23 protein-coding genes are annotated in these 22,702 nt (G+C 70.4%); 15 read left to right on the top strand and 8 right to left on the bottom strand.

Annotation, left to right across the window (positions count from 1 at the left end; genetic code table 11):
- Positions 1-49: 49 nt before the first annotated feature.
- The 6 genes from ACZ63I_RS11550 to ACZ63I_RS11525 all read left to right on the top strand — a co-directional run bounded on the left by ACZ63I_RS11550 (position 50) and on the right by ACZ63I_RS11525 (position 5,647).
- Positions 50-370, top strand: a complete 321-nt coding sequence (locus tag ACZ63I_RS11550; RefSeq protein ID WP_469338343.1) for a helix-turn-helix domain-containing protein — start codon at positions 50-52, stop codon at positions 368-370.
- Between the two features lie 95 nt (positions 371-465).
- On the top strand, positions 466-1,017 hold the full coding sequence (gene uraD, locus ACZ63I_RS11545; RefSeq protein WP_469337697.1) for a 2-oxo-4-hydroxy-4-carboxy-5-ureidoimidazoline decarboxylase: 552 nt from the start codon (positions 466-468) through the stop codon (positions 1,015-1,017).
- A 4-nt stretch (positions 1,018-1,021) separates the two neighbouring features.
- Positions 1,022-1,465: a hydroxyisourate hydrolase gene (locus ACZ63I_RS11540; protein WP_469337695.1), complete on the top strand. Its 444-nt coding sequence runs from the start codon at positions 1,022-1,024 to the stop codon at positions 1,463-1,465.
- Between the two features lie 3 nt (positions 1,466-1,468).
- Positions 1,469-2,392: a factor-independent urate hydroxylase gene (gene pucL / locus ACZ63I_RS11535; RefSeq protein ID WP_469337693.1), complete on the top strand. Its 924-nt coding sequence runs from the start codon at positions 1,469-1,471 to the stop codon at positions 2,390-2,392.
- A 182-nt stretch (positions 2,393-2,574) separates the two neighbouring features.
- Positions 2,575-3,951, top strand: coding sequence for an 8-oxoguanine deaminase (locus ACZ63I_RS11530; protein WP_469337691.1), 1,377 nt, complete (start codon positions 2,575-2,577; stop codon positions 3,949-3,951).
- Positions 3,952-4,291: 340 nt separating this feature from the next.
- Positions 4,292-5,647 carry a nucleobase:cation symporter-2 family protein gene (locus ACZ63I_RS11525; RefSeq protein ID WP_469338341.1) on the top strand — a complete coding sequence of 452 codons (1,356 nt, stop codon included), beginning with the start codon at positions 4,292-4,294 and terminating at the stop codon, positions 5,645-5,647.
- Positions 5,648-5,679: 32 nt separating this feature from the next.
- On the opposite strand, the gene ACZ63I_RS11520 is transcribed toward ACZ63I_RS11525, so the two are convergent.
- The 5 genes from ACZ63I_RS11520 to ACZ63I_RS11500 form a co-directional block, all read right to left on the bottom strand.
- Positions 5,680-6,546 (bottom strand): chitosanase, encoded by an 867-nt coding sequence (locus ACZ63I_RS11520; RefSeq protein WP_469337689.1) that lies wholly within the window; start codon positions 6,544-6,546, stop codon positions 5,680-5,682.
- A 117-nt stretch (positions 6,547-6,663) separates the two neighbouring features.
- The gene (locus ACZ63I_RS11515; protein ID WP_469338339.1) at positions 6,664-7,452 is read right to left on the bottom strand and encodes a chitosanase; all 789 of its coding nucleotides are present in this window, start codon (positions 7,450-7,452) and stop codon (positions 6,664-6,666) included.
- 171 nt (positions 7,453-7,623) lie between these two features.
- The gene (locus ACZ63I_RS11510) at positions 7,624-8,199 is read right to left on the bottom strand and encodes a TIGR03086 family metal-binding protein (RefSeq protein ID WP_469337687.1); all 576 of its coding nucleotides are present in this window, start codon (positions 8,197-8,199) and stop codon (positions 7,624-7,626) included.
- 148 nt (positions 8,200-8,347) lie between these two features.
- Entirely contained in the window at positions 8,348-9,979 is a 1,632-nt protein-coding gene (gene aceB, locus ACZ63I_RS11505; protein WP_469337686.1) for a malate synthase A, read from the bottom strand.
- Positions 9,980-10,106: 127 nt separating this feature from the next.
- Complete coding sequence (locus ACZ63I_RS11500; protein WP_469337684.1) at positions 10,107-10,736, bottom strand: nucleotidyltransferase family protein; 630 nt, start codon at positions 10,734-10,736, stop codon at positions 10,107-10,109.
- A 210-nt stretch (positions 10,737-10,946) separates the two neighbouring features.
- On the opposite strand from ACZ63I_RS11500, the gene ACZ63I_RS11495 reads away from it, so the two are divergent.
- On the top strand, positions 10,947-11,267 hold the full coding sequence (locus tag ACZ63I_RS11495; protein ID WP_469337682.1) for a DUF5955 family protein: 321 nt from the start codon (positions 10,947-10,949) through the stop codon (positions 11,265-11,267).
- 14 nt (positions 11,268-11,281) lie between these two features.
- Here the strand turns inward: ACZ63I_RS11495 and ACZ63I_RS11490 are convergent, their stop codons facing one another.
- Positions 11,282-12,082, bottom strand: a complete 801-nt coding sequence (locus tag ACZ63I_RS11490; RefSeq protein WP_469337680.1) for an IclR family transcriptional regulator — start codon at positions 12,080-12,082, stop codon at positions 11,282-11,284.
- Positions 12,083-12,270: 188 nt separating this feature from the next.
- Between ACZ63I_RS11490 and allB the strand changes: the two genes are divergently transcribed.
- Positions 12,271-13,611, top strand: coding sequence for an allantoinase AllB (gene allB, locus ACZ63I_RS11485; RefSeq protein ID WP_469337678.1), 1,341 nt, complete (start codon positions 12,271-12,273; stop codon positions 13,609-13,611).
- A 17-nt stretch (positions 13,612-13,628) separates the two neighbouring features.
- A complete protein-coding gene (gene alc, locus ACZ63I_RS11480) occupies positions 13,629-14,741 on the top strand; it encodes an allantoicase (protein ID WP_469338337.1) in 1,113 nt (370 codons plus the stop codon).
- 27 nt (positions 14,742-14,768) lie between these two features.
- On the opposite strand, the gene ACZ63I_RS11475 is transcribed toward alc, so the two are convergent.
- Positions 14,769-15,719 carry a DUF4232 domain-containing protein gene (locus ACZ63I_RS11475; protein ID WP_469337676.1) on the bottom strand — a complete coding sequence of 317 codons (951 nt, stop codon included), beginning with the start codon at positions 15,717-15,719 and terminating at the stop codon, positions 14,769-14,771.
- A 162-nt stretch (positions 15,720-15,881) separates the two neighbouring features.
- Here ACZ63I_RS11475 and ACZ63I_RS11470 point away from each other — a divergent pair, with 162 nt between their 5' ends.
- Both ACZ63I_RS11470 and ACZ63I_RS11465 read left to right on the top strand, forming a co-directional pair.
- Positions 15,882-17,063 carry a cytochrome P450 family protein gene (locus ACZ63I_RS11470; protein ID WP_469337674.1) on the top strand — a complete coding sequence of 394 codons (1,182 nt, stop codon included), beginning with the start codon at positions 15,882-15,884 and terminating at the stop codon, positions 17,061-17,063.
- A gap of 9 nt (positions 17,064-17,072) precedes the next feature.
- The gene (locus ACZ63I_RS11465) at positions 17,073-17,492 is read left to right on the top strand and encodes a PaaI family thioesterase (RefSeq protein ID WP_469337672.1); all 420 of its coding nucleotides are present in this window, start codon (positions 17,073-17,075) and stop codon (positions 17,490-17,492) included.
- A 46-nt stretch (positions 17,493-17,538) separates the two neighbouring features.
- Here the strand turns inward: ACZ63I_RS11465 and ACZ63I_RS11460 are convergent, their stop codons facing one another.
- A complete protein-coding gene (locus tag ACZ63I_RS11460; RefSeq protein WP_469337670.1) occupies positions 17,539-18,543 on the bottom strand; it encodes a Gfo/Idh/MocA family protein in 1,005 nt (334 codons plus the stop codon).
- Between the two features lie 103 nt (positions 18,544-18,646).
- Between ACZ63I_RS11460 and ACZ63I_RS11455 the strand changes: the two genes are divergently transcribed.
- From ACZ63I_RS11455 to ACZ63I_RS11440, 4 genes are all read left to right on the top strand, one after another.
- Positions 18,647-19,435, top strand: coding sequence for a GntR family transcriptional regulator (locus ACZ63I_RS11455; protein WP_469337668.1), 789 nt, complete (start codon positions 18,647-18,649; stop codon positions 19,433-19,435).
- Positions 19,436-19,559: 124 nt separating this feature from the next.
- A complete protein-coding gene (locus ACZ63I_RS11450) occupies positions 19,560-20,582 on the top strand; it encodes a sugar ABC transporter substrate-binding protein (protein WP_469337666.1) in 1,023 nt (340 codons plus the stop codon).
- Positions 20,579-21,646, top strand: a complete 1,068-nt coding sequence (locus ACZ63I_RS11445) for an ABC transporter permease (protein ID WP_469337665.1) — start codon at positions 20,579-20,581, stop codon at positions 21,644-21,646. The genes ACZ63I_RS11450 and ACZ63I_RS11445 overlap by 4 nt, the downstream gene beginning before the upstream one ends.
- A complete protein-coding gene (locus ACZ63I_RS11440) occupies positions 21,643-22,581 on the top strand; it encodes an ATP-binding cassette domain-containing protein (protein WP_469337664.1) in 939 nt (312 codons plus the stop codon). Before ACZ63I_RS11445 ends, ACZ63I_RS11440 begins: the two co-directional genes overlap by 4 nt.
- The last annotated feature ends 121 nt before the right edge of the window (positions 22,582-22,702 follow it).

Below are 22,702 nucleotides of genomic sequence, written 5' to 3'. Positions count from 1 at the left end.
GCCGCTTGACCACCCCTTCATCGCCGCGGTGAAGCCGCTGGTGGACGCCATGGGCGGCGAGCTGCTGGCGCCGGACGACGCGAGACCCGACGATGTCGTGCTGGCCTGGGAGGGCACGGATGTCGTGGCCGTACGCCTGCCGCAGCTCGCCGACTCCCTCGACCACATCCTGGCGGCGCTGGAGCGTACGTACGGGATGCCGCTGGCCGACCTCGACCGCAAGTCCAAGCAGTCGGCCGTCAGGACCCTGGAGGCACGCGGTGCCTTTTCGGTACGCCACGGGGTGGAGACGGTGGCGAGCGCGCTCGGCGTCAGCCGTTTCACTGTGTACAACTACCTGAACAGGGCCAACGCGGCCGACAGCGACTAGCGCCGGTCCGGCGGACGGGTCCTGGTCCGGCGGGAGGGCCCGGGTTCGCGAGATTTCAACAAAGTGTTGACGTGTTGTTGTTCGGGGCGTTAGCTATGCGGAGCCCGTCCAGCACAGCCGCGGAGGCTCCCGTGACGTATCGCCAGCCGCCGGGTCTCGCCCGGTTCAACACCTTGCCCGAAGCGGCGGCCACCGCCGCGCTGCGTGAGGTGTGCGCCGCCCCCGCATGGGGGAGCGGCGTGCTCGCCGGGCGTCCCTACGCCACCGTGGACGCGCTGCTCACCGCCGCCGACCGGGCGACGGCCGAGCTGTCCGACGCTTCTCTCGCCGAGGCGATGGCGGGACACCCGCCGATCGGCAGGCCCAAGCCGGGCGATCCGGCATCGGCCAGGGAGCAGCGGGGGATGGCGGACGCCTCCGAGGCGCTGAAGACCGAGATGCTCGAACTGAATCTGGCCTACCAGGAGAAGTTCGGGCATGTCTTCCTGATCTGCGCGACCGGCGCCACCGGCGAGCAGATGCGGGACGCGCTGCGGACCCGGTCGGGCCATACGCCCGAGCAGGAGCGTGCGATCGTGCGCGTCGAACTGGGCAAGATCAACCGTATCCGGCTGACCCGCCTCGTGGCGGCCGGAGAAGAGGAGTGAGGTCTTGAGCACCGACACCACCGCCTCGGTGTCCACGCACATCCTGGACACCAGCGTCGGACGCCCGGCGTCCGGCGTCCGGATTGCCCTCGCCGCCCGCAGCGGCGCGGCCGGCGACTGGGTGGCGCTCGGCGGCTCCGCGACGGACCCCGACGGGCGCTGCAAGGACCTGCCGGCGCTGCCGGCGGGCACCACGCACGTACGGCTCGACTTCGCGACCGAGGCGTACTTCACCGGGCACACCGCACACACCGACCAGCCCGATCACACCGCACACACCGAACACACAGACAGGCGAGCCGAGGCACAGCAGGACGCCCCCGCGCTACGGGACAGCGGTGCGTTTTTCCCGGAGGTGGCGATCACATTCAGCGTCAGCCCCGGCGAGCACTATCATGTACCGCTGCTGCTCAACCCGTTCGGCTACTCCGTTTACAGAGGGAGCTAGCAGATGCCCACGATTCTCGGCCAGAACCAGTACGGCAAAGCGGAGAACCGCGTCGTCAAGATCACGCGGGACGGCGACACCCACCACATCAAGGACCTGAACGTCTCCGTCGCGCTCTCCGGCGAGATGGCGGACGTCCACTACTCGGGCTCCAACGCCAACGTCCTGCCGACCGACACCACCAAGAACACGGTGTACGCGTTCGCCAAGGAGCACGGCATAGAGTCAGCCGAGCAGTTCGGCATCCATCTGGCCCGGCACTTCGTGACCAGCCAGGAGCAGATCCACCAGGCGCGCATCAGGATCGAGGAGTACGCCTGGGACCGCATCGCGACCTCCGACGCCAACTCCCAGTTCATCGGGGCCGAGGAGGTCAGGCACTCCTTCGTCCGCAAGGGCCAGGAGACCCGGGTCAGCCAGATCACCTACGACGGCGAGTCCTGGCAGATCATCTCGGGCCTCAAGGACCTGACGGTGCTGAACTCGACCAACTCCGAGTTCTGGGGCTACGCCAAGGACAAGTACACGACGCTGCCCGAGGCCTACGACCGGATACTCGCCACCCAGGTCGCCGCCAAGTGGCGCTACAACTGGACCTCCGACGACCAGCGCATGCCCCGCTGGGACACGTCGTACGAGCAGGCGAAGAAGCACCTGCTCCAGGCCTTCGCCGAGACGTACTCGCTCTCGCTCCAGCAGACGATGTACCAGATGGGCTCGCGGATCATCAACAGCCGCAGCGAGATCGACGAGATCCGCTTCTCGCTCCCCAACAAGCACCATTTCCTGGTGGATCTGGAGCCGTTCGGCCTCAAGAACGACAATGAGGTCTACTACGCGGCCGACCGGCCGTACGGCCTGATCGAGGCGACCGTCCTGCGGGACGGCGTCGAGCCGCAGATCCCGGTCGATCTGACCAACCTCTGACACATCCTTGACCCCTCGACGCGCGCGCCGGCGTCGGCCCCCGGGAGTTCCTTCCCGCTCCCGGGGGCCACCGGAGGGGGAGCGGGGGCATCTGCGCACCCTGGACCCGGTCGTCACCCCGCTCGACCCCCGGGCCCGTAAGAATCCGGGCCCCAGGCCCGACGTCAGGAAGAGGAACCGCCATGACGGCTTCGCGCATCGTCATCGAGAACTGTGCCATCGCGACCGTGGACGCCCAGGACACCGAGTACGCGTCGGGCCATGTCGTCATCGCGGGCGACCGCGTCGAGTCCGTCGGCGCGGGACCCGCCCCGCAGGACCTCGCCGACGTCGTCCGCCGGATCGACGGCACCGGTCATCTCCTCACCCCTGGCCTGGTCAACACGCACCACCACTTCTACCAGTGGATCACCCGCGGGCTCGCCACCGACCACAACCTCTTCAACTGGCTGGTCGCGCTCTACCCGACCTGGGCGCGGATCGACGAACCCATGGTGCGCGCCGCCGCTCAGGGCTCCCTCGCGATGCTGGCCCGCGGCGGTGTCACCACAGCGATGGACCACCACTACGTCTACCCGCGCGGCTCCGGCGATCTGACCGGCGCCATCATCGGCGCGGCGAAGGAGACCGGCGTACGGTTCACCCTCGCCCGCGGCTCCATGGACCGCGGCGAGTCGGACGGCGGACTGCCGCCGGACTTCGCCGTCGAGACGCTCGAAGGCGCCCTCGCCGCGACCGAGGAGACCGTCGACACCTACCACGACGCCTCGTTCGACGCGATGACCCAGATCGCCGTCGCCCCCTGCTCGCCCTTCTCCGTCACCACCGAACTGATGAAGCAGGGCGCCGAGTTGGCCCGCCGCAAGGGGGTCAGGCTGCACACCCACGGCAGCGAGACCGTCGAGGAGGAGCAGTTCTGCAAGGAGCTGTTCGGCATGGGACCCACGGACTACTTCGAGTCGACGGGCTGGCTCGGCTCCGACGTGTGGATGGCCCACTGCGTCCACATGAACGACTCCGACATCGCCGCCTTCGCCCGTACCGGCACCGGTGTGGCGCACTGCCCGTCGTCCAACGCCCGCCTCGCCGCCGGGATCGCGCGCGTGCCCGACATGCTCGCCGCCGGGGTACCCGTCGGCCTCGGGGTGGACGGCACGGCCTCCAACGAGTCCGGCGAACTCCACACCGAACTGCGCAACGCCCTGCTGATCAACCGCCTCGGCGCCCACCGCGAAGCGGCGCTCAACGCCCGGCAGGCGCTGCGCCTCGGTACCTACGGCGGCGCCCAAGTGCTGGGCCGCGCCGACCAGATCGGCTCCGTCGAGGCCGGCAAGCTCGCCGACCTCGTGCTCTGGAAGCTGGACACCCTCGCCCACTCCTCCATCGCCGACCCGGTGACCGCCCTGGTCTTCGGCGCCGCGGCCCCCGTCACCCTCTCGCTCGTCGGCGGCAGGACCGTCGTCGAGGACAACCACCTCACCACGGTGGACGAGGACGCTGTCGCCCGCTCGACCCGCGGCGAGGCGCAGCGGCTCGCGCGGATCGCCGCCGACGGCTGATCCCCCCTGGAAGTCCGGCCGGGGGGGACGGCCCCCGGCCGGAGCCGTGGACCCGCTCAGGGTCCACGGGCAGCCGCGCCCGGGAGGCGCCGCACCGCACAGCGGTACGGCCGCCTCCCGGGACGGTGAAACGTGTCTTCGTCCATGCCCGCACGCATGCGAGTACGCGCGCATCATGTCTCCACCTCCCTGATACCCGCGTCACCGACGACGCGTAACCGACCGGAGGAACATCCCCGTGGCAGACCGGACACAGCACGTCGAAACACCGCCCGCCGACCCACCGACCCCCGCCGACACACCAACGCCCGCCGACACACCGACCCGCGACGAACAGCCCCTGAAGACACACCCGGTGGACGAAACACTCCCGCCGCTCAAGATGGTCACCAGCGGACTGCAGCACGTGGCCGCGATGTACGCGGGCGTCGTCGCCCCGCCCATGATCGTGGGGCCCGCCGTGGGCCTCGGCGCGAAGGACACCGCCTTTCTGATGGGCGCGAGTCTCTTCACCGCAGGCATCGCCACCCTGCTCCAGACCCTCGGGTTCTGGAAGGTCGGCGCCCGGCTCCCGTTCGTCAACGGCGTCTCGTTCGCCGGAGTGACCCCGATGGTCGCCATCGGCAAGGACAGGGGAGCCGACGGACTCACCGTCATCTTCGGCGCGATCATCGTCGCCAGCCTGCTCGGGCTCGTCGTCACGCCGTATTTCTCGAAGCTCGTGCGCTTCTTCCCACCGGTCGTCACCGGCACGGTCATCACGCTCATAGGCGTCTCGCTGCTCCCCGTCGCCTTCGACTGGGCGCAGGGCGGCTCGGCGGCCGGGGCCGACCGCGGCTCGATGCGCGATCTCGGGATGGCCGGGCTGACGCTGCTGATCGTGCTCGTCCTGCGCAAGGTGCTGCGCGGCTTCCTCCAGCAGATCGCCATCCTGCTCGGCCTGGTCGCGGGAACGCTCATCGCCGTACCACTGGGGATGACGAACCTCGACGCGATCAGGGGCGCGGGCCTCGTCGGCTTCCCCACGCCTTTCCACTTCGGCGCACCGCACTTCGAGGCCGCCGCCATCGTCTCCATGTGTGTCGTCATGCTCGTCTGCATGACGGAGTCGACGGCCGACATGCTGGCGCTCGGCAAGATAGTCGAGCGGCCCGCCGGCCGGCGCACCATCCTCGGCGGGCTGCGTGCCGACACCGTGGGCAGCGCGATCAGTCCGCTGTTCAACGGCTTCATGTGCAGTGCCTTCGCGCAGAACATCGGACTCGTCGCCATGACGAAGGTACGCAGCCGGTTCGTCGTCGCCACCGGCGGCGGCATTCTCGTCCTGCTCGGGCTGTGTCCCGTGCTGGCGTCGGTGATCGCGCTCGTACCGCTGCCGGTGCTTGGCGGCGCGGGGATCGTGCTGTTCGGCTCGGTCGCGGCGAGCGGCGTGCAGACCCTGGCCTCCGCCGCCCTGGAGAAGGGCGAGAACGCGCTGATCGTGGCCGTCGCCCTCGGGATCGGACTGATACCGATAGCGGCCCCGGACTTCTACCACGCCTTCCCGAAGGACCTGATGGTCATCTTCGACTCGGGCATCAGCACCGGCTGCGTCGTCGCCATCGCGCTCAATCTGGCCTTCAACCACCTGGGTGCGAAGGAGAGTTCACCGCAGGTGCCGGAGACCGACGGTGTGCTCAGCGCCGTGAAGGGCTGAGAACACCGACGTATCCACCGGTTGACGGTCCGTCAGCCGATGTGGAAGCTCTCGCCGTAGACCTTCCAGTCGAGCGGCGGGTCCAGATTCAGATTGCCCGCGTCGAGGAACACGCGCTGCGCCGTGTCCACCCGGCTGGTGTCCGAGTGCGCCTCCTCCTGCTTCATCGCCCAGACCCGGCCGTCCAGGAAGGCGTTGAGATACGTGACCTCGTCACCGCCCTGCGCCGGCGTCGCCGCCTCGGCCAGCGCCCGCTCCCTGATGGAGCCGAAGCTGGTGTCGTCGCCGCCGTCGCCGTGCATCACGATGGCGTCGTAGTAGATGAACTGCCCGAGCGTGCCGAGCCCGTCCTGCTTGGCCCGGCCGACGGCCGGGTCGAAGTACACCCGGTCCCGCTCGTTGTTCTGCGCGGTCTGGAACGCCGGGTCTTCGGCGGCCTGTTGCCACGCCTCGGGGAATCCGTCGAGCCCCTCGTGCGAGTCCGTGCCGTCGACCTCGCGCAGCGCAGGCAGATAGGAGGCCAGCGGGTTGTCCGGCTCGTCCGCCGTGTAGGCCTCGACCAGATCGAGCATGTCGCCGGTGCCCGAGCAGAATCCGATGATGCCGGCGGTGTAGCCGCGGCCGTCGCCGATGTCCTCGATGTAGCTGTACTGCGCCTGCCAGTCCAGCGACGAGTTCTCGGCGCTGGAGACGAGCCGCATCGCGATGTCCTTCTTCGCCGGGTCGTCAAGACCGGTCGCCGCTGCCGGGTTCGCTGTGGTCACAGCGGTGACGGTACCCGTCGCGACCGGCGCTGTGGCCGCCGTCGCGGTGAGCGGAGCGGCGGCCAGCGCCAGGCCGAGCGCGAGGGGCGGGAGGAACCTGAGCCGACGTGCGGTGCTGATGTGGGGGGTGTGCACCTGTGCCTCCTGGGTGGGGAGTTGGGCTTCCGCTGTTCTGTTAGGAAGCTTTCCTACCAACTTTTGGAGGCAGCGTACAGACGTTCTACGTAAAGAGATCTGAATGAAGCGGCCGGCTCAGCGCTTGGCGATGTGGTAGCTGTCGCCGTACACCTTCCAGCTCAGCGGGGTGTCGAGATCCAGATTGCCCCGCTTCAGGAAGACCCGCTGCGCCGTGTCGATCCTGCTGGTGTCGGCGTGCGTCGGCTCGTGGCGGATCGCGTCGACCCGTACGTCCAGGAACGCGTTCAGATACGCCGTCTGGTCGCCGCCGTCATGCGGGGTCCTGGCCCGTTTCATGGCGCGCTCGCGCAGGGTGTTGAAGCCGACCGACCCGGGGGAGTCCTCTGCGCCGTGCATCACGAACGCGTCGTAGTAGATGAACTGCCCCAGCGCGCCGAGCCCGTCGGCCTTCCCCCGGTCGACGGCCGGGTCGAAGTACTGCCGGTCCCGCTCGGCGTCCTGGGCCGCCCGCATCTCGGGATCGGCGGCGGCCTTGCGCCAGGCGCTGACGAAGGGATCGCCGAGCCCGTCGTGCGAGTCGCTGCCCTTGACCGCGGTCAGCGCGGGGACGAAGGGCTTCAGCGGGTTGTCGGGCTTGGCCTTCGTGTACCGCCGGACGACCTGGAGCAGATCGCCGCAGCCGGTGCAGAAGCCGATGATGCCCGCGGTGTAGCCGCGGCCGTCGTGGATGTCCTCGATGTAGCGGTACTGCGCCTGCCAGTCCAGCGACGAGTTCTCCGCGCTGGACACCAGTTGCATCGCTGTCTTCTTCTTCGCCGGGTCGTCGAGCCCCGCGGACGCACCCGAAGCGGTGGTGCAGGCGGCGCACGCGGCGAGCGCCAGCGCGAAGAGGAGGAGCAGCATGCGGCGGAGCGGGTGGATCACGTGTCGTGCCTTTCGCGGTGCCTAGGGCCTGTCCGGCCGATCAGGGTCGGGCAGGCCCTCGCGCCGATCAGGCTACGAGCGTACGTGAGTAACCTATGAACATCCGTTATGAGTGGTGGACGGAGAGTGAACTGTGTTACTCGGCCCCGACTACGGCTTCCAGTCCGGGCGGCGGCCGCTCAGTCCGATGACGCGGTCCAGCAGCGGCGCGTCCGCCGGGACCTCCACCGGGGCGCCGAACAGGCTGTTCTTGTTCGGACCCATCGCGTCGTCGGGGGTCAGCAGGGCGCGGGACGCCTGGAGCGCCGCCTCGTCGGGCGCGTAGCCGAGTCCCGTACCGCGTGCCACGTCCCAGCCGTGGATCAGCACCTCGTTGAGGGCGACCACCCCGGCGACAGCGGCCGGCAGATCCACGCCACCGGCCCTGGTCGCGCCCCGCCAGGCGTCGGGTGACTGCCAGGCGGCGGCCAACTCGGCCAACTGCCCCGCCAGTTCGGCGCGCCAGCCGTCGCCCAGCTCGGGCAGCACGTTCCCCGGCGTGTTGTCGGTCGTCGGCCCGAAGTCCTTCCGCGCGGCGTCGCGGAAGGCCACCGTCAGCCCCAGGAGATGCGTCAGCACGTCCCGTACGGCGTAGTCGGGGCAGGGTGTCGGCCCGGCGAGCTGATCGTCGGTGACGGAGTCGAGCAGCCCGGCGACCTCGTCGCACACGGGCGTCAGGTCGATCATGTCCGTATCGGTGTTTGTCTCCATGCAGGGGTAGACCGGCGGGAGCGGCGAAACTCATCGCGGCGGAACCCGCCGCGGCCGGAACTCGGCGTACGACTGCCCCGGTCCTGGTGCGGACCGGGGCAGTCGTGCCGCGCGCCGGGGTCGCTCAGCCGCGCAGTTGCTCGTACGCGGGGAGCGTGAGGAAGTCCGCGTAGTCCTCGTCGAGCGAGACCGTCAGCAGCAGGTCGTGCGCCTGCTGCCAGCGCCCGGCGGCGAACGCCTCGTCGCCGATCTCGGCGCGGATCGCCGCGAGGTCGGCGGCGGCGATCTCGCGGGTCAGCTCCGGGGTGGCCCGTACGGTCCGGCCCTCGTGCTCGAACTCCACCCCCGCGTTGATCCACTGCCAGATCTGCGAGCGGGAGATCTCGGCCGTCGCCGCGTCCTCCATCAGGTTGAAGATCGCCACGGCGCCCGAACCGCGCAGCCAGGACTCGATGTAGCGGATGCCGACCTGGACGGCGTTGACCAGTCCGTCGTACGTGGGCCTGGCGTCGAGCGAGTCGACGGCAATCAGATCGCCGGCCGCGACGGAGACGTCCTCACGCAGCCGCTCCTTCTGATTGGGCTTCGCGCCGAGGACCGCGTCGAACGAGGCCATCGCGATCGGGACCAGGTCCGGGTGCGCGACCCAGGAGCCGTCGAAGCCGTCGCCGGCCTCCCGGTCCTTGTCCGCCTTGACCTTCTCGAAGGCGACCTTGTTGACCTCGGCGTCGCGCCGGGACGGGATGAACGCCGCCATGCCGCCGATGGCGTGCGCGCCGCGCTTGTGGCAGGTGCGCACGAGCAGTTCGGTGTAGGCGCGCATGAACGGGGCGGTCATCGTGACCGCGTTGCGGTCCGGCAGGACGAACTTGGCGCCGCCGTCACGGAAGTTCTTGACGATCGAGAACAGGTAGTCCCAGCGGCCCGCGTTGAGCCCGGACGCGTGGTCGCGCAGCTCGTAGAGGATCTCCTCCATCTCGTACGCCGCGGTGATCGTCTCGATCAGCACGGTCGCGCGGACGGTGCCCTGCGGGATGCCGACGTAGTCCTGGGCGAAGACGAAGATCTCGTTCCAGAGCCTGGCCTCCAGATACGACTCGGTCTTCGGCAGGTAGAAGTACGGGCCCTTGCCGAGGTCGATGAGCCGCTTGGCGTTGTGGAAGAAGTACAGGCCGAAGTCGACCAGCGCGCCCGGCACGGCGACACCGTCCAACTGGAGGTGGCGCTCGTCGAGATGCCAGCCGCGCGGGCGCATCACGGCGGTGGCGAGTTCGCCGGCGGGCTTCAGGGCGTACGACTTGCCGGAGGCCGGGTCGGTGAAGTCGATCCCGCGCTCGTAGGCGTCGATCAGATTGAGCTGCCCGGTGACCACGTTCTCCCAGGTGGGCGCCGAGGCGTCCTCGAAGTCGGCGAGCCAGATCTTCGCGCCCGAGTTGAGGGCGTTGATGGTCATCTTGCGGTCGGTGGGGCCGGTGATCTCCACCCGGCGGTCATCGAGCGCGGCGGGCGCGGGCGCGACCCGCCAACTGTCGTCGGCGCGGACGGCCGCGGTCTCGGGCCGGAAGTCGAGGCTCGACGTACGCGCGATCTCGGCCCGGCGCTCGACACGGCGTGCCAGCAGCTCGTCCCGGCGGGGCGTGAACCGCCGGTGCAGCTCGGCAAGGAAGGTGAGGGCCGCCTCGGAGAGAACCTCGTCCTGCCGTGGCAGGGGCTCGGTCGCGACGATGGCCAGCGGTGACGGCGCTGGTGCGGACATGAGTGGTCACTCCTTCGGCGGGCGCTTCTGACCAGTGGATACTAGTTTCCTCATGGTGGAACTTCAATGGTTTGTTGATGTCGAGATTCTCCGGATCGAGGGAGTATGGCGCTCGGTGCCGGCTCCCTCACTCAAGGTGGTCCCGGTCGAGATGCCACAGATCTTCCTCCGTGTCGATGTCGAACGGCTCGGCGACATCCCCGCACTCGACGAGGACGATCTCGCGCTCCCTGGCCCGCAGATAGTCGCGTGCCCCGCGATCGCCCGACGCATCCGCCGCGACCGCCGTCCACCGGTTCGCGCCGAACAGCACCGGATGGCCGCGCCGCCCGGCGTACGCGGCCGAGACGAGCGAGTCCGGCGAGCGGTACGCGGCCACCACCCGGGCCACCGCTGCGGCGCCGATGCCCGGCTGGTCCACCAGGAGGACGACGGCCGCCCCCGCCCTCGTACCGGCGAGCGACGCCAGCCCCGCGCGGAGCGACGAGCCCATGCCGTCGGCCCAGGCCGGGTTGTCGACCAGCACACTGCCCAGCAGCTCGGCGCGCTCGCGCACCTGGTCGGCCGCAGCGCCGAGCACCACATGGACCGGGCCGCAGCCGCCCGCGCGCAGCGTGAGCGCCGCGTGCTCGACCAGCGGTCTGCCGCGGTGCGTCAGCAGCGCTTTGGGCCGGCCGCCCAGCCTGCGGCCACCACCGGCCGCCAGCAGCAGTCCGGCGACGGGTCCGGTGTGTTCCTCGGCGGTGTTCTCTGTCATGGGAACTGCCTATCGCATGGGCCCCGGCCGACCGTGGACTTCGGGCACGAAGCGGGCAGGATATCCGCCCGCATTCCCGCCGTATTCGGTCCGCGGAGTGGCGCGGGACGCGCGCCATGGCGTTAACTTGCCCGCGAACCTTGGCGCTTGACCACCGTCCGGGAGGTCGGGAAACGGGCACGGAAACGTGCGGAGCGAGGGGGAGACACTTTGTTGCGGAGCGTGGGGCAGACGCGGGTGACAGAGCAGAGGCACGACCCGGACGAGGATCCGAGAGTGGTGGGGCTGCGCGCGGCCATCGCCCGGCTCCGACGTGAACTGGCCGGATATCCGGCCGAGTTCAAGGACAGGGCGATCGCGGAGGACGAGCTGGCGGCGCTCGCGGCGATGGTGGCGGGCGGCGCACCCGAGATCGGCCGGATGCGGCGCTCCCTGCTGCTGATCGTCGGCTCGACAGGATCGGTCAGCGCGCTCACCCCGGCGCTGATGGGCGTACGGAACGCGGTCGAGCTGTTCGGCGGTCGGGCCTGAGTGCCGGACGGGCCTCAGGCCTGGGCGTTGCTGGTCAGGACGTCGGACAGGTCCTTGGCGACCTCCTGGAGCACCGGCACGATCCTGGCGGTCGCCGACTCGGTGAGCCGTCCCGCCGGACCCGAGATCGAAATCGCCGCAGCGGTAGGGGAGTTGGGGATCGGTACCGCGAGGCAGCGGACACCGATCTCCTGCTCGTTGTCGTCGACCGCGTAGCCGGCCCCGCGCACCACCTCAAGGGCGCGCAGGAAGCCGTCGGGCGTGGTGATCGTCTTGTCGGTGGTGGCCGGCATGCCCGTACGGGCGAGCAGCGCCCTGACGTCGTCCGGCGGGATGTGCGCGAGCAGCGCCTTGCCGACTCCGGTGGAGTGCGGGAGGACCCGCCGGCCGACCTCGGTGAACATCCGCATCGAGTGCTTGGACGGCACCTGCGCGACGTAGACGATCTCGTCGCCGTCCAGCAGCGCCATGTTCGCCGTCTCGCCGGTCTCCTCGACCAGCCGGGCCAGATAGGGCCTGGCCCACGTGCCGAGCAGCCGCGACGCCGACTCGCCGAGCCGGATCAGCCGCGGGCCGAGTGCGTACCGCCGGTTCGACTGCTGGCGTACGTAGCCGCAGACGACCAGCGTGCGCATGAGACGGTGAATGGTGGGCAGCGGCAGCCCGCTGCTGGCGGACAGCTCGCTCAGACCGACCTCGCCACCGGCGTCCGCCATCCGTTCGAGCAGGTCGAACGCGCGCTCAAGGGATTGGACGCCACCGCCGGCGGAGGCGGATTTCGCGGCGTCGGTGATGCTGGCGCTGGACGACGGCACGTCAGGTGTCCTTTCGGGACGGGCTGGGCGAACAAACAGCCTACCGGTCCTGGGTAAAGATACATTCTGCTCAACGAAATAGTACTTTCGCTTGGTGGAAAAAGCGATGGCAGTCGGTCTTGACGGACCCGAATCGAGGGGCAAGACTTCTTCAACACTTCGTTGAATTCGAGAGAGGCAGGCCCCGCGTGCCCGATGTGAGCCTGGTGCTGCGCTCGACGCGCGTCGTCACCCCCGAGGGGATCCGCGCCGCCTCGGTCGCCGTCGCCGGCGGACGGATCGCCGCCGTGCTGCCGTACGGATCCGACGTACCGCCCGGGGCGCGCCTTGAGGACGTCGGGGACGACGCCGTACTTCCCGGGCTCGTCGACACCCATGTGCATGTGAACGACCCGGGCCGCACCGAGTGGGAAGGGTTCTGGACCGCCACCCGCGCCTCAGCGGCCGGCGGGATCACCACCCTGCTGGACATGCCGCTCAACTCGCTGCCCCCGACGACGACGGCCGCCCATCTGCGGACCAAGCAGGAGGTGGCGCGGCCGAAGGCCCATGTCGACGTCGGCTTCTGGGGCGGCGCCGTGCCGGACAACGTGCGGGATCTGCGGCCCCTGTACGACGCGGGGGTCTTCGGCTTCAAGTGCTTCCTCTCGCCGTCCGGCGTGGAGGAGTTCCCCGAACTCGACCAGGACCAACTCGCCCGCTCCCTCGCCGAGATCGCCGGCTTCGGCGGTCTGCTGATCGTGCACGCGGAGGACCCGCACGAGCTGGCAGGCGCACCGCAGCGCGGCGGCCCCGCGTACGCCGACTTCCTGGCGTCCCGGCCGCGCGACGCGGAGAACGCGGCGATCACGCATCTGATCGCCCAGGCCGAGCGGCTGGACGCGCGGGTGCACGTCCTGCACCTGTCCTCGTCCGACGCGCTGCCGCTGATCGCGGCGGCCAAGCGCGACGGCGTGCGGATCACCGTCGAGTCCTGCCCGCACTTCCTCACCCTCACCGCCGAGGAAGTGCCGGACGGCGCGACGGAGTTCAAATGCTGCCCGCCGATCCGCGAGGCGGCCAACCAGGAACTGCTCTGGCAGGGACTGATCGACGGGACGATCGACTGCGTCGTCTCCGACCACTCACCCTGCACCACCGATCTCAAGACCCCGGACTTCGCCTCCGCCTGGGGCGGCATCTCCTCCCTCCAGCTCGGCCTGCCGGCCATCTGGACCGAGGCGCGCCGCCGCGGCCGCACCCTGGAGGACGTCGCCCGCTGGATGTCGACGGCCCCCGCGGCGCTCGCGGGACTGACGAGCAAGGGCGCGATCGAGGCCGGCCGCGACGCCGACTTCGCCGTCCTCGCCCCTGACGCCACCTTCACCGTCGACCCGGCGGAGCTGCACCACCGCAATCAGGTGACCGCCTACGCGGGCAAGACGCTCCACGGCGTCGTCCGATCGACCTGGCTGCGCGGCAGCCGGATCCTGCTCGACGGCGCCCTCGTGGAACCGCCCGCCGGCCGACTGCTCGAAAGGAGCAACTGACCTTGTCCCGAACCCCGTTGACCGCCACCGCGTTCACCGGCGACGCCGCGCCGTACGGCGGCGGCGACCCGTACGCCGACTACCGCACCGCCGACCTGCCCTTCACCCACCTCGCCGATCTCGCCGACCGGCGGCTCGGCGCGGGAGTCGTCGCCGCCAACGACGAGTTCTTCGCCGAGCGGGAGAACCTGCTGAAGCCGGGCGCCGCCGAGTTCGACCCCGAGCGCTTCGGACACAAGGGCAAGATCATGGACGGCTGGGAGACCCGCCGCAGGCGCGGTGTCTCGGCAGCCGAGCCGCACCCCGCCGAGACCGACCACGACTGGGCGCTCGTCCGGCTCGGCGCGCCCGGGGTGATCCGGGGGATCGTCGTCGACACCGCCCACTTCCGCGGCAACTACCCGCAGGCGGTGTCGGTCGAAGGCGCTTCCGTACCCGGCTCGCCGTCCCCTGAGACGCTCGTCGGCGACGACGTGAAATGGACAACGCTCGTACCCCGTACGGCGGTCGGCGGCCACGCGGCCAACGGCTTCAGTGTCGAGGCCGAACAGCGCTTCACGCATCTGCGGCTCAACCAGCACCCGGACGGCGGCATCGCCCGGCTGCGGGTGTACGGCGAGGTCGCCCCCGACCCGGGGTGGCTGACCGCGCTCGGTACGTTCGACCTCGCGGCGCTGGAGAACGGCGGCCGGGTCGAGGACGCGTCCGACCGCTTCTACTCCCCGGCCACCAACACCATCCAGCCGGGCCGCTCCCACAAGATGGACGACGGCTGGGAGACCAGGCGCCGCCGCGACCTGGGCAACGACTGGATCAGCTACGCGCTCGCCGCGCAGTCCGAGATCCGCGCCGTCGAGATCGACACCGCCTACCTCAAGGGCAACGCGGCGGGCTGGGCGACCCTTTCGGTCCGCGACGGCGAGAGCGGCGCATGGACCGAGATCCTGCCCCGCACCCGCCTCCAGCCGGACACGAACCACCGCTTCGTCCTGCCGTCCGCCGCGGTCGCCACGCACGTACGGATCGACATCTTTCCGGACGGCGGCATCTCCCGACTGCGCCTCTTCGGCTCCCTCACCGAACAGGGCGCGGCCCGACTGGTCGCCCGCCACCAGGAGTTGGGCGGCTGACGTAGCCGAGCGACGGCTGGACACCACCTAGGGCTTCGCCTTCGCCCACGGTTTGACCCCGAGCTTCCCCGTGGTGCCGAGGTCCAGCTTCGGGGTCACCGTCACCGGGTCTGCGCCGGCCTTCGCCCGGACCTGTACGTACGGCACGTTCACCGCCGTGCCCATCTCGGTGGTGTTGCGCCAGACCAGGGCGGAGGTGGCCTCCTCGCCCGGTTCGAGGGTGACGGGTCCCGGCGGCAGGTCGGGTCCCGCGCCGGTGGAGATCTCGGCGCTGCCTTCGAGGATCCGCACGCCCTCTACCGGCTTGCGGTCCTCGTCGAGGAGTTCCAGCAGCGGGTAGCCCTCGACGGAGTAGGTGGCCGTGCCGCAGTTGTCGAGGTGCAGGCCCACGACGCGCAGGCCCATGGCCGCGTCTCCTCGGTCGACGCTGACGCGGATCCCCGAGGCGGGGCAGGTGCCCGGCTCGGCCGGTGCCTCGGCCGCCGGCACCTTGGTCACCGACATCACCTTGGCCCCCGTGATCCGCGGCGCCCCGGACGGCGGCTTCTCGGCCTCGACCGTGCCGCGCACGGTCTTGCCGGGACCGACGTCGCGCACGGTCACGGTCGGATTGGACATGGCACCGCCGTCGGCGCTCACGAAGGTGACGATCACCGTGTACGTCAGGGTCTCCGCGCTCTCGTTGGTGACCTCGTAGGCGGCGGAGACCCCCGAAGCCAGGCTTTCGGCGTGGACGACGTAGTCGTCCGAAGGCCTGGGGGACGGCGAAGCGATGGTCACCGAGGTGACCCGTACGCCGTCCTTGCCCGGATCGTCGACCGGCGTACGGGACGCCGAACCGGCCACGCCCGCACCGGAATCGATGATGCCCGTCCCCTCCGTCCCGCAGCCGGTGACCAGCAGTGCGGTCGCGGCGAGAGCCGCCAGGAAGGGTGCGGGCGCGGCGAGGGCCGGGCGGAAGGGGGAGGGTCTGCTCATGCGGTCATCCCATCAGGGCGTCGACCGCGCGCGCGTGACGGAGGCCACAGCTCCGGTCACAGGGGTGTCACAAGTGCCCGCTCCCGCCCGCCGGCCGGCCAACCGGCCACGGGCGAGGCCGGCGTACCGGACGCGCACCGGACGGCGTCGTAGGCTGATCCGATGGCGACCATCGAAGTGCGCGAGCTGGGGCCCGACTTCACCGCGGATCCGTACCCGTACTACGCCAAGCTGCGCGAGCTGGGTCCCGTCCACGAGATGCGCAACCCGGACGGCTGGCGCTGGTGGCTCGTCGTCGGCTACCCCGAGGCGCGGGCGGCCCTCGCCGACCCGCGGCTCGGCAAGAGGCCCGAAGTCGCCGACGGCCAGGAGCTGTTGATGGGGCCGCACGTGCTCACCTCGGACCCGCCCGACCACACCCGGCTGCGCAAGCTGATCACCCGCGAGTTCACCGCGCGCCGGGTGGAGAACCTGCGCCCCCGCGTCCAGCAGATCACCGACGAACTGCTCGACGCGATGGGACCCACCGGGCGCGGCGACCTCGTGGACGCGCTCGCCTTCCCGCTGCCCATCACCGTCATCTGCGAACTGCTCGGGGTGCCGCGGTCGGACCGGGACACCTTCCGCGGCTGGACCAACGAGATCGTCGCGCCCACCTCGGTCGAAAGCTCGACTTCAGCCGCCTACGCGCTGCGCGACTACCTCGACGAACTCATCGAGGACAAGCGCTGTTCGGGCCCCGCCGACGATCTGCTCTCCGCCCTGCTGCGCACCAGAGCCGCCGAAGACGACCGGCTCTCCGCCGCCGAACTGCGCGCCATGGCCTTCATCCTGCTCATCGCGGGCCATGAGACGACGGTCAACCTGATCGCCAACGGGGTACGGGCGTTGCTCGACCACCCCGACCAACTGAAGGCGCTGCGCGCCGACTTCACCCTGCTGGAACCCGCGATCGAGGAAACGCTCCGCTACGAGGGCCCGGTGGAGAACGCCACCAACCGCTACACCCGGGAGCCGGTCACCTACGGCGGGACGGTGATCCCGGCGGGCGAGATGGTCCTGGTCGGGCTCGCCTCCGCCGACCGGGACCCGGCGCGCTTCCCGGAACCGGACACCTTCGACATCCACCGGGCGGCGAAGGGCGGCGCCCAAGGTCATCTCGCCTTCGGCCACGGCCTGCACTTCTGCCTGGGCGCACCGCTCGCCCGGCTGGAGGGCGCCGTCGTACTGCGCAGCCTGCTGGAGCGCTTCCCCGACCTGGCGCTCGACCCGTCGCCCGAACCGTACGAGTGGCTGCCGGGCTGGCTGATCCGAGGGGTGCGGCGGCTGCCGGTGCGGTGGTAGAAAACGGCCATGCCCGCGTTCGACATCACCCTCGCCCAGCAGGTGCTCGACGCCCAGCCGTTCAGCAAGCTGATCGGCGCCCGGATCACTCGGTTCGGTGACGGCGAGGCCGTGCTCGAAGTGGCCGTCCGCGCCGATCTGCACCAGCAGAACGGCTATGTGCACGGCGGCGTCCTGGCCTACGCCGCCGACAACAGCATCACCTTCGCCGCCGGAACCACGCTCGGGCCCAACGTGCTGACCGGCGGTTTCGCCATCCAGTACGTCAGGCCCGCCACCGGCAGGACGCTGCTGGCCGAGGCCGCCGTGGTCCACTCGGGGCGGCGGCAGGCCACGGTCCGCTGCGAGGTGTTCACCGTCGCCGACGACGGCACCCGGACGCTGTGCGCCGTCGCCCAGGGCACGGTCCTGCCGGTCCAGCAGTCCTGAGCCGGGCCGGGCCGGGCCGGACCGCGGACCCGCGACGCGTACGGGCTCAGCCGCCCGCGATCTCCGTCATCGCCACCGGCCTGCGCTCACGCCGCGACAGCTCGCACGCCTCGGCGATCCGCAGCGCGTGCAGCGCCTCGCGGCCGTCGCAGGGGTTGTCCAGTTCACCGGCGACGACGCCCAGGAACGCGTTCAGCTCCGCCTCGTACGCCGGGGCGAACCGCTCCAGGAACCCCGGCCACGGGTTGTCGCACGGCGGCGGGCCCTTCGGTTCCGTCGAGGTGATCGGCGTACGGTCGTCGAGCCCGACGGCGAACTGGTCCAGCTCGCCCGCCAGTTCCATCCGTACGTCGTAGCCCGCGCCGTTGCAGCGGGCGGCCGTCGCCGTGGCGAGCGTCCCGTCGTCCAGGGTCAGCACGGCGGCCGCCGTGTCGACGTCGCCCGCCTCCCGGAACATCGCGGGGCCCGCGTCGGAGCCCGTCGCGTACACCTCGACCACCTCGCGCCCGGTGACCCAGCGCATCATGTCGAAGTCGTGCACGAGGCAGTCCCGGTACAGCCCGCCGGAGAGCGGCAGGTAAGCGGCGGGCGGCGGCGCCGGGTCCGAGGTGATCGCCCGCACCGTGTGCAGCCGGCCGAGCTTGCCCGACCGTACGAGGTCGCGCGCCGCGCCGTACCCGGCGTCGAACCGGCGCATGAAGCCGAGCTGCAGGACCGTACCCGCCGACTCGACCTCGCGCAGCGCGCCCAGCGTGCCCGTCAGGTCCAGGGCGATGGGCTTCTCGCAGAACGCGGGCAGCCCGGCCCGCGCCGCGCGGCTGATCAGTTCCGCGTGCGAGGAGGTGGCCGAGGCGATGACCACGGCGTCCACCCCCCAGGAGAAGATCTCGTCGACCGAGGGCGCCGCCGTCGATCCTGTCCTGTCGGCGACCTGGGCCGCCCGTGCCGAGTCCGTGTCCGCCACCACCAGGGCCCCTACTTCGCGGTGGCGGCTGAGCAGGTCCGCGTGGAAGGTGCCGATGCGGCCCGTGCCGATGAGTCCGATGCGCATGGCCCCAAAGGTGGCCGCAGGTGGCTCACGATGTCAAGCATTTGTCCTGACAATCGAACTTCACGACTTCCCGTCAACATGGCAGGGGTCTACCCTCCCTGATGTGCCCAATCAGCCGAGATCACCGCAGCCCGGGCAGGGGACGGAGCACTCCCTTCCGCTCCAGCTAGCCGTGGACCGTACCAGTCCGGTCCCGCTCTACTTCCAACTGGCGCAGCAACTGGAGGCCGCGATCGAGCGGGGCGGCCTCGCCCCCGGCAGCCTCCTCGGCAACGAGATCGAGCTGGCGGGCCGGCTCGGTCTGTCCCGGCCCACCGTCCGCCAGGCCATCCAGTCGCTCGTGGACAAGGGCCTGCTGGTCCGCCGCAGAGGCGTCGGCACCCAGGTCCTGCACAGCCAGGTCAAGCGCCCGCTGGAGCTGAGCAGCCTCTTCGACGACCTGGAGGCGGCCGGCCAGCGCCCGGCGACCGACGTGCTGCGCAACACGCTCGTACCCGCCACGGCGCAGGTCGCGGCGGCGCTGGGGGTGCCGGAAGGCGCCGAGGTGCGGCTCGTGGAGCGGGTGCGGTACGCGCACGACGAACCGATGGCGTATCTGCGCAACCACCTGCCGGCCGGACTCTTCGACTGCGACACCGCGCGCCTTGAGGCCACCGGCCTCTACCGGATGATGCGGGCCGGCGGCATCACGCTGCACAGCGCACGGCAGTCGATCGGGGCGCGCGCGGCGACGGAGACGGAGGCCGGCCGGCTGGCCGAGACCCCGGGGGCGCCGCTGCTCACGATGGAGCGCACGACGTACGACGACACGGGCCGGGCGGTGGAATTCGGTTCGCACGTCTACCGCGCCTCGCGGTACGCCTTCGAGTTCCAGCTCCTCGTCCGGCCCTGAGCACCGCCTTTTCGTAAGAATGTACGGACAAACCCTTGACGGTCGGCCGCGCACCCGATGAGCATGCTCCGAACAACGATGGCCGATACTGCTCCGAGTAATCTCGCGAGAAGGGCACTACGTCGTGACAAGGGTTCGGACAGGGGTACGCGCGACCAGCGCCGTGCTGGCAGCGGTCCTCGGGGCATCGGTCCTCGCCGGCTGCAGCAGCACCGGCGGCAGGCGCGCCGAGGAACGGGCGGCGAAAGCGTCGGCCCAGGCCCAGGGACGGGCCGCTGTGAACACGCCGAAGTGGACCATCGCCATGGTCACGCACTCCGGGGACGGCGACACGTTCTGGGACATCGTGCAGAGCGGCGCCAAGCAGGCCGCGGTCAAGGACAACGTCAACTTCCTCTACGCGCACAGCGACGAGGGGCAGCAGCAGGCGCAGCTCGTCGACTCGTACATCGACAAGAAGGTCGACGGGCTGATCGTCACGCTCGCCAAGCCCGACGCCATGAAGGCCGTCGTCGCCAAGGCCCGCAAAGCCGGTATACCCGTGATCACGGTCAACTCCGGCGCCGAGCAGTCCAAGGCGTTCGGCGCGCTCACCCACATCGGCCAGGACGAGACGATCGCGGGCCAGGCCGTCGGCGACGAACTCGACAAGCGCGGCAAGAAGAAGGCCCTCTGCGTCGTCCACGAACAGGGCAACGTCGGTCTTGAGCAGCGCTGCGCCGGAGCGAAGAAGAACTTCGGAGGCCGGCTCCAGAACCTGTACGTCGACGGCACGAACATGCCGGACGTCCAGTCGTCCATCGAGGCCAAGCTCCAGGCCGACCCGGCCATCGACTCCGTCGTCACCCTCGGCGCGCCGTTCGCGGACGCCGCCGTCAAGGCCAAGGGCACGGCGCAGAGCAAGGCCGAGGTCGACACCTTCGACCTCAACGCGTCCGTCGCCGCCTCGCTCAAGGCGGGCACCCTCGGCTTCGCCGTGGACCAGCAGCCCTACCTCCAGGGGTACGAGGCGGTCGACCTGCTCTGGCTCAACAAGTACAACGCCGATGTGCTCGGCGGCGGACAGCCCGTGCTCACCGGGCCGCAGGTGATCACCAAGCAGGACGCCGGCGCCCTGGAGGCGTTCACCAAGCGGGGGACCCGATGACCACGACAGCGCCACCGGTGGGCAGCAAACCGGACGGCGGGGCCGAAAGCGACGAGCGGCTGCTGCGCACCTCACCGCTGCGCAAGCTGCTCGGCAGGCCGGAACTGGGCTCGGTCGTGGGCGCGGTCGCGGTCTTCCTCTTCTTCGCCGTCGTCGCCGACTCGTTCCTGCGCGGCTCCAGCTTCGGCACCGTCCTGTACGCGGCGTCCACGATCGGCATCATGGCGGTGCCGGTGGCGCTGCTGATGATCGGCGGCGAGTTCGACCTGTCGGCCGGTGTGATGGTGACCAGCTCGGCGCTGATGTCCTCGATGTTCAGCTACCAGATGACCGCCAACGTCTGGGTGGGCGTCGGGGTTTCGCTGCTGGTGACCCTCGCGCTCGGTGCCTTCAACGGCGTCATGCTGACCCGTACCAAACTGCCGAGCTTCATCATCACGCTCGGTACGTATCTGATGCTCATCGGCCTCAACCTCGGTCTGACGAAGCTGATCAGCGGCACGGTCTCGACCAAGTCCATCGGCGACATGGAGGGTTTCCCCTCGGCGAAGAAGCTGTTCGCCTCCGAGTGGACCGTCGGCGGTGTCGAGCTGAAGGTCACCATCCTGTGGTGGGCCGTCCTGGTGGCGCTCGCCACCTGGATCCTGCTGCGGACCCGCTTCGGCAACTGGATCTTCGCCGCGGGGGGCAACGCCGACGCGGCGCGCGCCGTCGGTGTCCCCGTAATGCGCACCAAGGTCCTGCTGTACATGGGGGTGGCGTTCTGCGCTTGGGTCTCCGGGCAGCATCTGCTGATGTCGTTCGACGTCGTCCAGTCGGGCGAGGGCGTCGGCAACGAGCTGATCTACATCATCGCCGCCGTCATCGGCGGCTGCCTGATCACCGGCGGCTACGGTTCGGCGATCGGCGCCGCCGTCGGCGCCTTCATCTTCGGCATGACCAGCAAGGGCATCGTGTACGCGGAGTGGAACCCGGACTGGTTCAAGTTCTTCCTCGGAGCGATGCTCCTTCTGGCCACCCTGCTCAACGCGTGGGTGCGTAAGCGCGCGGAGGCGACCCGATGAGCGAGCCGCAGGCAGACCCGGCGAACCAGCCGCAGGCGGACCCGGCGAACGAGCCGGAGACGGCACCGGCGAACGAGCCGCAGCCGGACAGCGCGGGGCCGGAGCGGCCCGAGCGGCGGGCTGCGCCCCTGGTCGAGCTGGCCGACGTCAGCAAGTACTACGGCAACGTCCGCGCCCTGGAGGGCGTCTCGCTGGAGGTCCACCCCGGCGAGATCACCTGTGTGCTCGGCGACAACGGCGCGGGCAAGTCCACCCTGATCAAGATCATCGCCGGGCTGCACCGGCACGACTCGGGCGACTTCCTGATCGAGGGCGCGCAGACCTCGCTGTCCTCGCCCCGCGAGGCCCTGGACCTGGGGATCGCCACGGTCTACCAGGACCTCGCCGTCGTCCCGCTGATGCCGGTGTGGCGCAACTTCTTCCTCGGCTCGGAGCCGACGAAGGGGGCGGGGCCCTTCAAGCGGCTCGACGTCAAGCTGATGCGCGAGACGACCCGCTCCGAGCTGCTGCGGATGGGCATCGACCTGCGCGACGTCGACCAGCCCATCGGCACCCTGTCCGGCGGCGAGCGCCAGTGCGTCGCCATCGCGCGTGCCGTGTACTTCGGCGCGAAGGTGCTGGTCCTGGACGAGCCGACGGCGGCCCTCGGGGTCAAGCAGTCCGGTGTCGTGCTCAAGTACGTGGCCGCGGCGCGCGACGCGGGCCTCGGCGTCGTGCTCATCACCCACAACCCGCACCACGCGTATCTCGTCGGCAACCGCTTCGTGCTGCTCAAGCGCGGTGTCATGGCGGGCAGCCACACCAAGGACTCGATCACCCTGGACGAGATCACCCGGCAGATGGCCGGCGGCTCCGAGCTGGACGAGCTGAGCCACGAACTGGCGAGCGCCCCGGCCCCCAGCCACCTCGGCGGCCATCGCACCGAGGCGGACTGACCGTACGCGAGGCGGACCGACCGTACGAGAAGGACCGACCGTACGCGAGAAGGGCCGACCGTACGCGAGAAGGGCCGACCGTACGTACGAGCGGCCCGCGGCCGGAGCGGAGCGACGCGCT

Source organism: Streptomyces sp. NPDC087906 (assembly GCF_055584925.1).
The sequence above is the reverse complement of the archived record's forward strand: the minus strand, read 5'-3'. Positions and strand labels throughout refer to the sequence as shown.

What these genes read in the sequence shown, in the direction of transcription:
- ACZ63I_RS11530 (WP_469337691.1), top strand. Translation starts at nt 2,575, where the DNA reads ATGACGGCTTCGCGCATCGTCATCGAGAACTGTGCCATCGCGACCGTG.
- ACZ63I_RS11515 (WP_469338339.1), bottom strand. Translation starts at nt 7,452, where the DNA reads ATGCTGCTCCTCCTCTTCGCGCTGGCGCTCGCCGCGTGCGCCGCCTGC.
- ACZ63I_RS11550 (WP_469338343.1), top strand. Translation starts at nt 50, where the DNA reads ATGGGCGGCGAGCTGCTGGCGCCGGACGACGCGAGACCCGACGATGTC.
- ACZ63I_RS11440 (WP_469337664.1), top strand. Translation starts at nt 21,643, where the DNA reads ATGAGCGAGCCGCAGGCAGACCCGGCGAACCAGCCGCAGGCGGACCCG.
- ACZ63I_RS11500 (WP_469337684.1), bottom strand. Translation starts at nt 10,736, where the DNA reads ATGACAGAGAACACCGCCGAGGAACACACCGGACCCGTCGCCGGACTG.
- pucL (WP_469337693.1), top strand. Translation starts at nt 1,469, where the DNA reads ATGCCCACGATTCTCGGCCAGAACCAGTACGGCAAAGCGGAGAACCGC.
- ACZ63I_RS11510 (WP_469337687.1), bottom strand. Translation starts at nt 8,199, where the DNA reads ATGATCGACCTGACGCCCGTGTGCGACGAGGTCGCCGGGCTGCTCGAC.
- uraD (WP_469337697.1), top strand. Translation starts at nt 466, where the DNA reads ATGCGGAGCCCGTCCAGCACAGCCGCGGAGGCTCCCGTGACGTATCGC.
- aceB (WP_469337686.1), bottom strand. Translation starts at nt 9,979, where the DNA reads ATGTCCGCACCAGCGCCGTCACCGCTGGCCATCGTCGCGACCGAGCCC.
- ACZ63I_RS11470 (WP_469337674.1), top strand. Translation starts at nt 15,882, where the DNA reads ATGGCGACCATCGAAGTGCGCGAGCTGGGGCCCGACTTCACCGCGGAT.
- ACZ63I_RS11460 (WP_469337670.1), bottom strand. Translation starts at nt 18,543, where the DNA reads ATGCGCATCGGACTCATCGGCACGGGCCGCATCGGCACCTTCCACGCG.
- ACZ63I_RS11445 (WP_469337665.1), top strand. Translation starts at nt 20,579, where the DNA reads ATGACCACGACAGCGCCACCGGTGGGCAGCAAACCGGACGGCGGGGCC.
- ACZ63I_RS11465 (WP_469337672.1), top strand. Translation starts at nt 17,073, where the DNA reads ATGCCCGCGTTCGACATCACCCTCGCCCAGCAGGTGCTCGACGCCCAG.
- ACZ63I_RS11475 (WP_469337676.1), bottom strand. Translation starts at nt 15,719, where the DNA reads ATGAGCAGACCCTCCCCCTTCCGCCCGGCCCTCGCCGCGCCCGCACCC.